Below are 14,390 nucleotides of genomic sequence, written 5' to 3' on the forward strand. Positions count from 1 at the left end.
ACCGTGAGGCACACGACTGTTGCAGGATCTACGACTATGAGAAGGAAGGTGCTGATCGCCGGTGGTCTGCTGATCTTCGCCGGATCCTTGTGGGGGTTGGCCTTCTTCCTGCGGGGGCAGGGGTTGGAACGCGCAGATCAATGGTCCGGCGTGTTCGGCCTGTTCCTGAACATCATGGGCGTGGCGTTGGGCACGGCGGGGGTTGTGGTGGCGATCCTGGCGTGGCGGGACGCGCGCCGCGCTCCGGAGACCTCCACGGCCGCGACGCCGTTCACGGTGGGATCGGTGAGCGCCGGACGTGACGCCTACGTGGCCGAGACCCAGTACTTCGGTCCCCGGTCGGACCGCCAAGGCGACAGCGGGCCGTCCGAGCACACCCGATGACCGCCGTGCCGCCCGGCCCGGTGCCGCATGTCCACGCCACCCGCGACGCCTACGTCGCGCAGAGCCAGTATTTCGGCACGTCCGAGTACACCATCGGCCGGTTCGAGGTCCCTCCGCGGCGCGCCCCCGAAGAGTGGCGGGACGTGGCCCCCAGCGAGTTACTGGCGACGCGCAACGCGGTGGTGCCGTTCACCGGCCGCGGCGCGGAGCTGGACGAACTGGCCGTCTGGCGGGACAACGCCGAGCACCGGGCGGCGCGGCTGATGTACGCGACCGGCGGCCAGGGCAAGACGCGCCTGGCGGCGCGGTTCGCCGAGTTGTCGGCGCACCAGGGATGGGCCGTCCTCATCGCTCGCCACAGAGAGGGCACGTGGCAAGCAGCACACGCCGGGCCGGACGGACGTGGACGCTTGCTCGTGGTGGACTACGCCGAACGCTGGCCCGTGACCGTCCTCGACCGGCTGCTGCGCGCCGAGCCGCTCCTCGCGGGCGACGGGCCGGTACGCGTCCTGCTGCTCGCACGCACAGACGGTGGGTGGTGGGATGTGCTGCGTCATCCCCTGCGTGAATCCGGTTACGCTCTCTCGCAGCACAAGCTCACGTCCCTGGCGGACCACGTCTCCCAGCGCGAAGCCGTCTTCGCACAGGCGGCCGGAGTGTTCTCAGCCATCTACGGCACGCCGGGTGTCCCGCTCGAACCGGCAGGCTCCCTGGCCGCTCCCGACTACGGTGTGGTGCTGACGGTGCACATGGCCGCGCTGGCGACCGTCCACGCCGACGCGCACAAGCATCGGCCGCCGGCGGACCCGGGCGAGCTGTCGCAGTACCTGCTCGATCGGGAGTACGCCCACTGGGGGCGGATGCGCGAAGCAGGAAAGATCACGACCGATCCAGATACGATGGCACGCCTCGCGACCACCGCCACCCTGGCCGGCCCACTGCCCCACGCCACCGCCACGGCACTGCTGACCACCCTCGGCCTCGCCGACTCCCCCGCGACCGCGCTCACCCTCCTGGACGACCACGCGCGCTGCTATCCCCGGAGCACGCCCGCTACGGCGCTCGAACCGCTGTACCCCGATCGGCTGGGTGAGGACCTCGTGGCCGACCGGCTCCCCGGCGCCGCGACGGACGACCGCGGCAGGGAAGGCGACGGCTGGTGCGCCGATCTGCCGGAACGGCTCCTCGCTCACGCCGTCCCCGCACACCGGAGGCGCACCTGGACGGTTCTGGTCGAGACCGGCCGGCGGTGGCCGCATGTCCGCGAGAAACACTTGTACCGCCTGTTACGCGGTCATCCGGGCTTCACGCACGAGGCAGGCAGCGCGTCCGTGTCCGCTCTCGTCGGCTACGCGCCGGTCGACGTCCTGGAGGGCCTTGAGGCCGGCTTCCCCACCGACCGTCACGCCGGGCTCGACCTGCCCATCGCTCTGATCACTCAGCGGCTCACCGAGCACCGCCTCGCCACGACGTCCGACCCCGGCCGGAGGGCCGGGCTCTTCTCCGTGCTCGGCGAGCGGCTCGCCCGCGCCGGCCTCGTCGGGCCGGCGCTGGACAACTCACGGCGGGCGCTGGCCGAGAGCCGGCTCCTGTTCGAACGCGACCCGGGTCACGCCCCCGCACTCGGCTCCGTCCTGATCAACCACGGCACCCACCTCACCCGCAACGGTCTCGCGGCCGAGGCACTCGCGGCGACCCAGGAGGCCGTCGGCATCTACCGGATACTCGCGCGTGCGTCACCCGCTGCATACGAACGTGGACTCGCGCTCGCGACCAACAACCTGTCCGTCGACCTCGGGCACGCGGGCCGCTTCACGGAGGCACTGGCCGCGGCGGAGCAGGCGGTGGACATCTACCGGCGACTGACCAAGGACACCTCCCGCACACACGAGCCGAACCTGGCGCTGGCCCTCTTCAACGTCGGTACCCACCTGTCGTCGCTCGGGCGGCTGGAGGAGGCACTGCCGATCCTGGACCAGGTCGCAGGGATTCACCGTGCACTGGTGGACGGAGGCACCTCCGGTTTCGAGCCCGAACTGGCACGTTCCCTTGACACGCTCATCGTGGTCCAGCGAGGTCTCGGCCTCATCGACGAGGCCCTGACGACCAGCGAACATGCCGTCGCGATACGACAGCGCCTGGCCGAGCTCAACCCGATCGCCCACGAACGCGGCCTCACCCGCCTGCTGGAGTTCGTGGGCGTCACACTGGCGGAACAGGGACGGCACACCGAAGCCGTGACGTTGCTGCACCAGGCCATGCGGACAGCACAGCCACCGGAGCCCAAGCACCTGGGTCACGTCGGCCGGTCGCTCGTCACCGCGAGCAGATCCCTCACCGAGCTGGGCCGGGACGCCGACGCGCTCGCCGCGTCGGAACAGGCGGTCGAGATCCTCAGGCACCAGGAGGAACAGAGCCCCGGATCCTGCCGGTACGAGCTCGGCGTCGCGCTCGGAAATCTCGCGTACGACCTCTCCGCCGCCGGACGCCCCGAAGCGGCCGCGCGTGCGCTCAACGAATCGCTCGCCATCATCGAGCGGCTGGCATCGGAGTACCCCGGCACCTACGACGCGGATCTCGGCAGGCTGCTCCACAGTCGTGCCATGCATCTCGTGCGGGAAGGAAACCCCGAAGGAGCCCTACTGTCGGCGCGGCGGGCCATCGAGCTTCTTGAGACCCACTCGGCCGACGATCCTGCGCACTACCAGGAGCCACTCGGCATGGCACTCAACGGGCTCGGTGTGATACTCGGCATGCTCGGACGCCGCGAGGAGGCGCTGGCCGCGTCACGCCGGGGAATCGCGACCTACCGGGCGGCAGCCGGCGGAAACCTCGCCGCACACAGCCTGAGGTTCGCCGGGGTGCTGAGGGAGCACGCGGAAGGGCTGGCACCGAGCGAAGGCGACCTGGAGGAAAAGCGGCTCGCCCAGACGGAAGCGATCGAGATCTACCGCAAGCTCATCGAGCTCTCGTCGCCTGCGGCCGAGGAACTGATTTCTCTCGCGTACCTGGAACTGGCCGCGACCCTCGACGCGATGGGGCGCGAGACGGAGGCCACGGAGGCCGACCGACAGGCGATCTCGACAGCGAGCAAGGGACCCACGACCTCCGACGGCTCCGCCGCGTCCCCTCTCACGCAGGAACGGCGCAAAGGGGAACGGTACTGCGACCGGGGTTACCGGGTAGCAAGCGTGGGCCGGACGGACGACGCGATCGAGTTACTACGGTTGAGCGTGTTCCACTTCCGGCGAGCCGGCGACATCGGGGGCGAGGTCATCGCACTGGAGAACATCTACCTCGCCCTCCGCGACGCTCAGCGGTACGACGAGGCCCTCCACGTCCTCATGGAGCTCACCGATCCCGTGGCGCGAACCGGTGTCACGGACAAAATCACCGGCTACCTGACCGAGGTCGTACAGGCGTGTGAGTGCCTGGAACAGTTCACGGATCCCCCCATCACGATCCGCGAAGCCGTCCAGCAGGCCGATATCGAACGGGTGGCCGCCACGTACGAGGCGGAGACGATCGAACGAAGAGGATTCCTCATCGTCACCGACCGGCAGGACGTGCTTGAAGTGCTCGCGAACATGCCCCATGAGAAACGTATCCGGTTCGCGACGGAGTTCTGCTCCCGTCTCGCACCCATGGTCGAGAAGCAGCCCGACGGCTGAGACCATCGTCTGAAGCACGGCTGCGGAAGACGATCCTGAACGCGAAAAGCCGCCCAGGCAGTGCCTGAGCGGCTTTTCGTGACAGCAGCAGTGTGCTGTGAATGTTTGTCCGGCGGTGTCCTACTCTCCCACACCGTCCCCGGTGCAGTACCATCGGCGCTGGACAGCTTAACTTCCGGGTTCGGAATGTAACCGGGTGTTTCCCATCCGCTATGACCGCCGTAACCCCATGAAACAACCACCACCCCTGCGGGGGGTTTGTTGTCTCTGAGTCACACAGTGGACGCGAGCATCACCCAACCCGTCACACGCAACGTGCTCAGAGCCGGATAAAAGTTTTTGTGGTCAAGTCCTCGGCCTATTAGTACCGGTCGGCTGGGCGCCTTACAGCGTGTACACCTCCGGCCTATCAACCCAGTCATCTCCTGGGAGCCTTACCCCCACAACGGGGTGGGAGACCTCATCTCAAGGCGAGCTTCCCGCTTAGATGCTTTCAGCGGTTATCCCTGCCGAACGTAGCCAACCAGCCATGCACCTGGCGGTACAACTGGCACACCAGAGGTTCGTCCGTCCCGGTCCTCTCGTACTAGGGACAGCTCCTTTCAAGTCTCCTGCGCGCGCAGCGGATAGGGACCGAACTGTCTCGCGACGTTCTAAACCCAGCTCGCGTACCGCTTTAATGGGCGAACAGCCCAACCCTTGGGACCTACTCCAGCCCCAGGATGCGACGAGCCGACATCGAGGTGCCAAACCATCCCGTCGATATGGACTCTTGGGGAAGATCAGCCTGTTATCCCCGGGGTACCTTTTAGCCGTTGAGCGACACCGCTTCCACACGCCGGCGCCGGATCACTAGTCCCAGCTTTCGCTCCTGCTCGACCCGTCGGTCTCACAGTCAAGCCCCCTTGTGCACTTACACTCACCACCTGATTGCCAACCAGGCTGAGGGAACCTTTGGGCGCCTCCGTTACTCTTTAGGAGGCAACCGCCCCAGTTAAACTACCCACCAGACACTGTCCCCCACCCGGATCCACGGGCGCGGGTTCAGGCATCCAAAACGACCAGAGTGGTATTTCACCAATGACTCCACCACCACTAGCGTGACAGCTTCACCGTCTCCCACCTATCCTACACAAGCCGTCCCAAACACCAATGTCAAGCTGTAGTGAAGGTCCCGGGGTCTTTCCGTCCTGCTGCGCGTAACGAGCATCTTTACTCGTACTGCAATTTCGCCGGGTCTGCGGTTGAGACAGCGGGGAAGTCGTTACGCCATTCGTGCAGGTCGGAACTTACCCGACAAGGAATTTCGCTACCTTAGGATGGTTATAGTTACCACCGCCGTTTACCGGCGCTTAAGTTCTCACCTTCACCCAGACGAATCTGAGTTGAGCGGTCCCCTTAACGTTCCGGCACCGGGCAGGCGTCAGTCCGTATACATCGTCTTACGACTTCGCACGGACCTGTGTTTTTAGTAAACAGTCGCTTCCCCCTGGCCACTGCGACCCCCACCAGCTCAGACAGCAAGTATCATCACCAGCAGAGGCCCCCCTTCTCCCGAAGTTACGGGGGCAATTTGCCGAGTTCCTTAACCACAGTTCACCCGATCGCCTCGGTATTCTCTACCTGACCACCTGAGTCGGTTTAGGGTACGGGCCGCCGGTCCACTCGCTAGAGGCTTTTCTCGACAGCATGGGATCACCCACTTCGCCACAATCGGCTCGGCATCACATCTCAGGACTTCCTAACGGGAGCACGGATTTGCCTGCGCTCCATCCCTACATGCTTACCCCAGGAACAACCATCGCCTGGGCTGGGCTACCCTCCTGTGTCACCCCATCGCTTACCTACTACCAGATCAGGCCAACCCCCCTCACCGCCCCAGCCGAAGCCGGAAATGGATCAGGCAAGTCTTAGTATCACCGGCCTCAGTATTGGCGCGAACCCGCGGGTACGGGAATATCAACCCGTCATCCATCGACTACGCCTGTCGGCCTCGCCTTAGGCCCCGACTTACCCTGGGCGGATCAGCCTGCCCCAGGAACCCTTGGTCATTCGGCGCGAGGGTTTCCCACCCTCGAATCGCTACTCATGCCTGCATTCTCACTCGCACGCACTCCACGCCCCATCACCAGAACGCTTCACAGCACGCACGACGCTCCCCTACCCATCATCACCACCCAAAGAGTGGCAACGATGCCGCGACTTCGGCGGTGTGCTTGAGCCCCGCTACATTGTCGGCGCGGAATCACTTGACCAGTGAGCTATTACGCACTCTTTCAAGGATGGCTGCTTCTAAGCCAACCTCCTGGTTGTCACTGCGACTCCACATCCTTTCCCACTTAGCACACCCTTAGGGGCCTTAGTCGGCGATCTGGGCTGTTTCCCTCTCGACTACGAAGCTTATCCCCCGCAGTCTCACTGCCACGCTACACTTCACCGGCATTCGGAGTTTGGCTGACGTCAGTAACCCGGTAAGGCCCATCAGCCAACCAGTGCTCTACCTCCGGCAAGGACCACGCAACGCTGCACCTAAATGCATTTCGGGGAGAACCAGCTATCACGGAGTTTGATTGGCCTTTCACCCCTACACACAGATCATCCCCCAGGTTTTCAACCCTGGTGGGTTCGGTCCTCCACACGGTCTTACCCGCGCTTCAACCTGCCCATGCGTAGATCACTCCGCTTCGGGTCCACAGCATGCGACTAAAAACGCCCTATTCAGACTCGCTTTCGCTACGGCTCCCCCACACGGGTTAACCTCGCCACACACCATGACTCGCAGGCTCATTCTTCAAAAGGCACGCGGTCACATCACACATCAGGCAAGCCCGATGTACGCTCCCACGGCTTGTAGGCACACGGTTTCAGGTACTATTTCACGACCCCTCACCGGGGCGCTTTTCACCTTTCCCTCACGGTACTGGTCCACTATCGGTCATCAGGAAGTATTCAGGCTTACCAGGTGGTCCTGGCAGATTCACACAGGATTCCTCGAGCCCCGTGCTACTTGGGAACACCCACAAGGAAGTCTGCAAAGTTTCGCCTACCCGGCTATCACGGTCTACGGCCCTGCATCCCAGCAGGCTCGGCTACCCCACAGATTTATCACTCCCCGCAGCCCCGGCAGAAACTGCAAGCAAGGTCCCACAACCCCGGACACGCAACGCCCGCCGGCTATCACACGCGCCCGGTTTAGCCTCCTCCGCTTTCGCTCACCACTACTCACGGAATCACTATTGTTTTCTTCTCCTACGGGTACTGAGATGTTTCACTTCCCCGCGTTACCACCAACCGCCCTATACATTCAGACGGCGGCGACACCACATGACTGGTGCCAGGTTTCCCCATTCGGACATCCCCGGATCAACGTCTGGTTGGCGACTCCCCGAGGCTTAACGCAGCCTCCCACGTCCTTCATCGGCTCCTGATGCCAAGGCATCCACCGTGTGCCCTAAAAAACTTGGCCACAAAAGATGCTCGCGTCCACTATGCAATTCACAAACAACAAACGAGACAACCGCACCAACACCGTCACCAAACACCCACGCCGTGAAGCAACAACCCAGACGAACCAGGTCACCACCACCACAGACACCAGGCCGGTATGACAGGCGGACGGTCCCGCAGACGAGAAAACACTCCTGTCGAAGCACACCCCGCTTCCACACCCACTCACACACCAACGTGCGTGACAGGGATCAGGTCGCGGGGCGCGTCCAACGGTCCGTTTCCTCAGGACCCAACAGTGTGCTCCAACCCCCAGACCCCCTGCGTCAGGACTCCCACTCCACCCCGACCCGCGAAGGTCTGAGGTGGCGGTACTACCTGAACCAGGCCGGCCTGGTGACCGGAGTAGCCAGTGCTCCACTAATGAGCGTGCCGGTGGGTGAGACGTACGCTCACCGACACCAGCTGGATCCCTGCACCCGCACTCCGTGGTTCCGGCCGGTCGCCCGGCCGGGGGGTGGGGTAGGGATCGGTGCTCCTTAGAAAGGAGGTGATCCAGCCGCACCTTCCGGTACGGCTACCTTGTTACGACTTCGTCCCAATCGCCGGCCCCACCTTCGACCGCTCCCCCCCACAAGTGGGTTGGGCCACGGGCTTCGGGTGTTGCCGACTTTCGTGACGTGACGGGCGGTGTGTACAAGGCCCGGGAACGTATTCACCGCAGCGTTGCTGATCTGCGATTACTAGCGACTCCGACTTCATGGGGTCGAGTTGCAGACCCCAATCCGAACTGAGACCGGCTTTACGGGATTCGCTCCGCCTCACGGCATCGCAACCCTCTGTACCGGCCATTGTAGCATGTTTGCAGCCCAAGACATAAGGGGCATGATGACTTGACGTCATCCCCACCTTCCTCCGAGTTGACCCCGGCAGTCTCCCATGAGTCCCCACCACCCCTAGGGGCGTGCTGGCAACATGGAACAAGGGTTGCGCTCGTTGCGGGACTTAACCCAACATCTCACGACACGAGCTGACGACAGCCATGCACCACCTGTCCACCGGCCCAAAAGGGGGCACCCGTCTCCGGATGTTACCGATGAATGTCAAGCCTTGGTAAGGTTCTTCGCGTTGCGTCGAATTAAGCAACATGCTCCGCCGCTTGTGCGGGCCCCCGTCAATTCCTTTGAGTTTTAGCCTTGCGGCCGTACTCCCCAGGCGGGGCGCTTAATGCGTTAGCTACGGCACGGAACCCGTGGAAGGACCCCACACCTAGCGCCCAACGTTTACAGCGTGGACTACCAGGGTATCTAATCCTGTTCGCTCCCCACGCTTTCGCTCCTCAGCGTCAGGTAAGGCCCAGCAAGCCGCCTTCGCCACCGGTGTTCCTCCTGATATCTGCGCATTTCACCGCTACACCAGGAATTCCGCTTGCCCCTACCTACCTCTAGCCAGCCCGTATCCACCGCAGACCCACAGTTAAGCCATGGGCTTTCACGGCAGACGCGACAAGCCACCTACGAGCTCTTTACGCCCAATAATTCCGGACAACGCTCGCGCCCTACGTATTACCGCGGCTGCTGGCACGTAGTTAGCCGGCGCTTCTTCTACAGGTACACGTCAACTTCGTCCCTGCTGAAAGAGGTTTACAACCCGAAGGCCGTCATCCCCCACGCGGCGTCGCTGCGTCAGGCTTCCGCCCATTGCGCAAGATTCCCCACTGCTGCCTCCCGTAGGAGTCTGGGCCGTGTCTCAGTCCCAGTGTGGCCGGTCGCCCTCTCAGGCCGGCTACCCGTCGTCGCCTTGGTAGGCCACTACCCCACCAACAAGCTGATAGGCCGCGAGCCCATCCCCAACCGAAAAAACTTTCCACCCACACACCATGCAGTGGCAGGTCATATCCGGTATTAGACCCGGTTTCCCAGGCTTATCCCGAAGTCAGGGGCAGGTTACTCACGTGTTACTCACCCGTTCGCCGCTCGAGTACCCCGAAGGGCCTTTCCGCTCGACTTGCATGTGTTAAGCACGCCGCCAGCGTTCGTCCTGAGCCAGGATCAAACTCTCCAAACAATGTCTGAAAAAGTAAACCCCAGCGAAAGATCCCCCCGCTAAAAGGGGAACCCCTCATCAAAGGAAACCATCCCCGGAACACCTGCCACCAACGGCGGCAGACCCCCAAGGGACGGGGTTATGCATGTATTTCATGCACTGGCTTTTAGCACACTGTTGAGTTCTCAAGAAACGGACGCGTACACCGGTCGGTTCAGGTCTTAAGACCCGCCCCCACCAGGGCGTTCATCTCTCTGTAACTTTAGCAGATCCCGACGATTCCGATCAAATCGCTTGATCTAGTCGAAACCATCTCGAACCGCTTAAAGTTCACAGCGCCCCGTCTCCAGGGCAACCCCTCTAACTTACCAGACGATCCGGACACACGCACATCAAGTGCGCGAACCGGTACAGACCGGGAGCTAGGGGAGTTCGCAGGCATGCCGACACCCGGAAGATTCTTGGATCTTTCGGGGGCCGATCGCGCCCAACGAGGGAAAACTCTAGCAGCCCAGTGGAGTCACCGACGCCACTTCGTTCACCGGTAAACCTTCGGCCCCTCTCAGCCATCCCATGAGCGAGCGATCCGCGCGAGGGCAACCCACCGGCAAGTCATCCGCAATCGCCGGCCGATACGAACAGGGTGCGGGACTCCGCAGGCACCAACCCGGTGCCCGGGGCCCGCCGTGGAGGTGGACATCATGACGCGGTCGGAGTTCGACGACATCCGTGCGCACATCGCAGCCGACGAGGGGGACTCGGACGGTCTGCTGCTGCTGGCACGGACCTTGTTGGACGACTTGGAGCAGGCTCGCCTGCGTGAGGCGACCCTGCGGGCCCGCTATCTGGAGTTGCTGACAGCGGCGCGCGCCACGATCGCGTCGGACGCGGTCGGGGATGCGAACCCTCTGACGTTCCTGAGGCACGAGCTCGGCAGGAACGGCCAGTTGCCGACCGCGGAGGAGGACATCACGCGGATACTCGCCGACGCGCGTACCGCGGCCGAGTTGCTCGCTCAGCTGTCCGAGCCGCCGGTCAGGAGCCGTCCCAGTGCGCGGATGCGCCGGTGCGTCAGGCCTCCACGGCGGCTCGCCGGCTGAGAAGGATTCTCGCATTTTCCCGATGACGCGCTTTACCGTGGCCTGGAAATGGGCCTGTAAGACTTCCACCCATGTGGAAGCGGGGGATGAACTGGGCGGCCGTGTCGCTCGTGGGGGTGTTCGGAGTCTTGTGGCTGGGCGTGGTGGTGTTCGCCGCCACGGCCAGCCCGGGGTGGGTTCGCGCGGGGCAGGCGGTCTTCGGTGTGTGCCTGATCGGGTGGGCGGTCAGGCGGTCGCTGTCGCTGCTGGTCCCGGCTCGGGCTCGCTGACCGGTTTGGCGTCGGCGTAGCACGTCACCGCGACCCCTTCCATGGGGATGCGCACGGGTGTCTCCCCGAACAGGAGCCGGGTGGCTTCGGTGGCCGCCCGGCGTACCGCCTCCGACACCTCGGCCACGAGCTCCTCGGGGCAGTGCACCATCACCTCGTCGTGCTGGAAGAACACCAGCCGGGCCGGTTCCGGCAGCAGGCCGCGCAGCAGTGCCATCTGGGTGAGCGACCACTCGGCGGCCGTGGCCTGCACGACGAAGTTGCGGGTGAACCTGCCACGGTCGCGGACCGCGCGAGCCCCCTCGGGGCCGGCGACGAGGCGGGTCCAGTGCTCCGACGGCGGCGGGCAGGTGCGGCCCAGCCAGGAGCGCACCAGCCGTCCTTCCTCACCGGCCTTGGCCGCTTCCTCGACGAACGCGTACGCCTGGGGGAAGCGCTGCCGCATCACGGCGAGCAGCTTGGACGCGTCGCCGCTCGTGCCGCCGTACATCGCGGACAGCATGGCGATCTTGGCGCTCTGGCGTGACCCGCCGAACGACTGGGCCAGCGCGGCGTACAGGTCGGTCTCGCCGGCGGCTCTGGCCAGCCCGCCGTCCCCCGCCATGGCCGCGAGCACCCGCGGCTCCAGCTGAGCACCGTCCGCGACGACCAGGCGCCACCCCTCGTCGGCGACCACGACGCGCCGCATGACCTTGGCGATCTGCAAGGCGCCGCCGCCGTTGGTGGCCCAGCGGCCCGACACGACCCCCGCCGCGACGTACTCGGGACGGAAACGGTGACCGCGCACCCACTGGTCGGCCCAGGCCCAGCCGTGGAAGCTGTGCAGCCGTGCCAGCTCCTTGTAGGCCAGCAGCGGCGCGACGGCGGGATGGTCGACTTCCTTGAGCACGTGGGACCGGGTGGACGCGACGGTGATGCCGGCCGCTTTGAAGGCGCGCACGATCTGCTGCGGCGAGTCGGGGTTGACGGCGGAGCCGAACGCCGCGCCGATCTGGTCGGCGAGGGCCTGGAGCTTGGCGGGACGCATGCCGTGCACGGGCCGTGGCCCGAGCAGCTCGGTGAGCAGCGCGTCGTGGACGTCCTCGCGCCACGGCATGCCGTCGTGGCCCATCTCGGCGGCGATGAGCGCACCCGCGGACTCGGCGGCGACCAGCAGGCGGAACCGCGCGGGGTCGGCGGTGCGCTCGATGCGCCGGAGCTGGTCGGCGTGCACGGCGGCGACGTCGACCGGCAGCGGCTCCGGCTCGAACAGGGTGGCCTGCCGTGCGAGGTGACCCGGCTCGTCGGCGGGGACCGGCAGGCCGCGCAGCCTGGCGTACGCGGCGCCGGCCGACCGCGGCTCGCCGTACCTGCCTTCGTGGCCGAGCAGCAGGCCCTCGGTGAGCGTGAGGTCGTGACAGCGGCCCGGACGCACGCCGCGGGCCAGCAGCGGCGGGTAGACGGCACGGGTGTCGGCCCAGACCCAGCGGGGACGCTCGGCGCGGTCGAGGTCGCGCATCGCCTGCGCCAGGTCGTCGACGTGCGTCACGGCCCCTTCGCCTCCGTCGAGGGGCCGCAGGGTGGCACCGCCTCCGTCAGGCGTCACCGCGATGAGCACGCCGCCAGACTACTCTCCGCCTCCGACATTTCGATCACAGGTTCGAGTACGGCGATCCGGGGTCGTACGGTGCCAGGTGAGCAAGGATTGGTCGCATGCTGACCGTGCTGCGCGCTTCCCACCCCGGCCCGACCGCCGTCGTCACCGTCGCGGGGTGCGCGCTGGCGGCGGCGGCCGGTCGAGGGCCCGGCGGTACGGCGCTGGTGGGGGCCGCGGTGCTGGCGGGGCAGTTGTCGATCGGCTGGAGCAACGACTGGCTGGACCGCAGGCGCGACCGTGTCGTGGGACGGGCCGACAAGCCGCTCGCCGAGGAGACGGTCACGCCACACGCGATCGCGGTGGCCGCGGGGACGGCGCTCGCGCTGTGCGTGCCGTTGTCGCTGGCCAGCGGGGTGGTGGCGGGGGTCGTGCATCTGGTGGCGGTGGCGTGCGGGTGGCTGTACAACCTGTGGCTCAAGGCGGGGCCGTTGTCGCCGCTGCCGTTCGCGGTGGCGTTCGGGCTGCTGCCGGCGTTCGTGACGCTGGGACTGCCTGGTGCGCCGTGGCCGCAGTGGTGGGCCCCGGTGGCCGGCGCGCTGCTCGGCGTGGGTGCGCACTTCGCCAATGTCGTGCCGGACATCCCCGGTGATCTGGCGCTCGGCGTGCGGGGGTTGCCGCAGCGGCTCGGCCCGTCCGGCGCGCGGGCCGGCGCGGGGGTGTCGCTGGTCGCCGCGTCTCTGGTGATCGCGCTGGCGCCGGGGGGTTCCGCGGTGCTCGCGGTGGCGGGGCTCGGCGCGGTGGGGCTGGCGCTGGTGGCCGGCGCGGTGATGGCACGGTGGTCGCTGCGGCGCGCGGCGTTCGCGGTGACGGTGGCCGTGGCCGGCGTCGACCTGGTGATCTTCGTGGCGCAGGGGGGACGGCTGGTCTGAGTCACCGTGCGCCGGTGCTCACATGGCCGTCCACCAGCGCGATCAGTGCCTTCACCGCCGCGCTCGGACGGCGCGCCGCCGCGGTCGCGACACCGAGAGACCACCGCAAGGCGCCTTCCTCGACCGGCACCACACGCACGCGGGGGTCGGGCCGTACGGCGAAGGCCGGCATCAGCGCCACACCGAGTCCGTGTCCGACGTACGCGGCGGCCGTGGCGATGTCGGTCACCTCGATGGCGACGTGGCGCCGCATGCCGCCGGCGGCGAGTTCGCGGTCCACGACGCCCCGGTTGCCGTAGCCGAGCGGCGAGTCGATGAACGGCTCGTCGGCCAGGTCGGCGAGCCGTACGTCCCGCGCCTCGGCCAGCCGGTGACCCACGGGGAGTACGGCGACCAGCGGCACCGTGGCGAGTTCCCGCACGGTCAGCCCCGAGGGGGGACGGCCCGGCAGGGAGACGAACGCGATGTCGAGCCGTCCGTCCAGGAGCGACTGCGCGAGACCCGCCGAGCCGCTCTGCGCCGCGCGCAGGCGGATCGTCACGGCCGGGTGCCTGGTGTGGAACTCGCCGAACAACGCCGGCAGGTCGAGTATCTCGACCGACGTCATGGTGCCGACGTTCACCGTGCCGCGGAGGCCGCCTCTCACCTGCCCCACCGCGTCCCTGGCGGCCTGGGCCGCCGCGAGTGTGGCCCGCGCCTCCGGCAGCAGCGCGGCCCCCGCGTCGGTGAGCGCGACCCGTTTGGAGTCGCGTTCGAAGAGAGTGGCGCCGAGGTCGTGCTCCAGGGTACGGATGGCGGCGGAGACGGCGGACTGCACGATGTGGAGACGCTGCGCGGCGCGGGTGAAGTTGAGTTCGTCGGCGACGGCCAGGAAGCACTCGAGGTGGCGCAGTTCCATGGTTCTGATCATCTCCTGGAGCGATGACCGCGATCGAAAACAAGCGTTGGACGCGATAGCAGGTACGCAC

Annotated in this window: 6 protein-coding genes and 3 rRNA genes; 4 read left to right on the plus strand and 5 right to left on the minus strand. The window is 66.1% G+C overall.

Going from position 1 to position 14,390, the window contains the following annotated elements:
- The first annotated feature begins 36 nt into the window (after positions 1-36).
- Both BJ992_RS27645 and BJ992_RS27650 read left to right on the plus strand, forming a co-directional pair.
- On the plus strand, positions 37-384 hold the full coding sequence (locus BJ992_RS27645; RefSeq protein WP_184985934.1) for a hypothetical protein: 348 nt from the start codon (positions 37-39) through the stop codon (positions 382-384).
- Positions 381-4,055, plus strand: coding sequence for a tetratricopeptide repeat protein (locus tag BJ992_RS27650; protein ID WP_184985936.1), 3,675 nt, complete (start codon positions 381-383; stop codon positions 4,053-4,055). Before BJ992_RS27645 ends, BJ992_RS27650 begins: the two co-directional genes overlap by 4 nt.
- 107 nt (positions 4,056-4,162) lie before the next feature.
- Here the strand turns inward: BJ992_RS27650 and rrf are convergent.
- The 3 genes from rrf to BJ992_RS27665 form a co-directional block, all read right to left on the minus strand.
- A 5S ribosomal RNA gene (rrf, locus tag BJ992_RS27655) occupies positions 4,163-4,279 on the minus strand.
- A 117-nt stretch (positions 4,280-4,396) separates the two neighbouring features.
- Positions 4,397-7,521 (minus strand): 23S ribosomal RNA (locus BJ992_RS27660).
- A gap of 524 nt (positions 7,522-8,045) precedes the next feature.
- Positions 8,046-9,569, minus strand: a 16S ribosomal RNA gene (locus BJ992_RS27665).
- The 16S, 23S and 5S rRNA genes sit together here, the layout of an rRNA operon.
- A 680-nt stretch (positions 9,570-10,249) precedes the next feature.
- Here BJ992_RS27665 and BJ992_RS27670 point away from each other — a divergent pair.
- Positions 10,250-10,648 carry a hypothetical protein gene (locus BJ992_RS27670; protein ID WP_184985939.1) on the plus strand — a complete coding sequence of 133 codons (399 nt, stop codon included), beginning with the start codon at positions 10,250-10,252 and terminating at the stop codon, positions 10,646-10,648.
- Positions 10,649-10,873: 225 nt separating this feature from the next.
- On the opposite strand, the gene BJ992_RS27675 is transcribed toward BJ992_RS27670, so the two are convergent.
- Positions 10,874-12,514, minus strand: a complete 1,641-nt coding sequence (locus BJ992_RS27675) for a bifunctional 3'-5' exonuclease/DNA polymerase (protein WP_184985941.1) — start codon at positions 12,512-12,514, stop codon at positions 10,874-10,876.
- Between the two features lie 95 nt (positions 12,515-12,609).
- On the opposite strand from BJ992_RS27675, the gene BJ992_RS27680 reads away from it, so the two are divergent.
- Entirely contained in the window at positions 12,610-13,422 is an 813-nt protein-coding gene (locus BJ992_RS27680) for a UbiA family prenyltransferase (protein WP_184985943.1), read from the plus strand.
- A gap of 1 nt (position 13,423) precedes the next feature.
- On the opposite strand, the gene BJ992_RS27685 is transcribed toward BJ992_RS27680, so the two are convergent.
- Complete coding sequence (locus BJ992_RS27685) at positions 13,424-14,332, minus strand: LysR family transcriptional regulator (RefSeq protein ID WP_221475005.1); 909 nt, start codon at positions 14,330-14,332, stop codon at positions 13,424-13,426.
- Positions 14,333-14,390: the final 58 nt, after the last annotated feature.

Source organism: Sphaerisporangium rubeum, from assembly GCF_014207705.1.
GTDB classification, from domain to species: Bacteria; Actinomycetota; Actinomycetes; order Streptosporangiales; family Streptosporangiaceae; genus Sphaerisporangium; species Sphaerisporangium rubeum.

What these genes read in the sequence shown, in the direction of transcription:
- BJ992_RS27645 (WP_184985934.1), top strand. Translation starts at nt 37, where the DNA reads ATGAGAAGGAAGGTGCTGATCGCCGGTGGTCTGCTGATCTTCGCCGGA.
- BJ992_RS27650 (WP_184985936.1), top strand. Translation starts at nt 381, where the DNA reads ATGACCGCCGTGCCGCCCGGCCCGGTGCCGCATGTCCACGCCACCCGC.
- BJ992_RS27670 (WP_184985939.1), top strand. Translation starts at nt 10,250, where the DNA reads ATGACGCGGTCGGAGTTCGACGACATCCGTGCGCACATCGCAGCCGAC.
- BJ992_RS27680 (WP_184985943.1), top strand. Translation starts at nt 12,610, where the DNA reads ATGCTGACCGTGCTGCGCGCTTCCCACCCCGGCCCGACCGCCGTCGTC.
- BJ992_RS27685 (WP_221475005.1), bottom strand. Translation starts at nt 14,332, where the DNA reads ATGATCAGAACCATGGAACTGCGCCACCTCGAGTGCTTCCTGGCCGTC.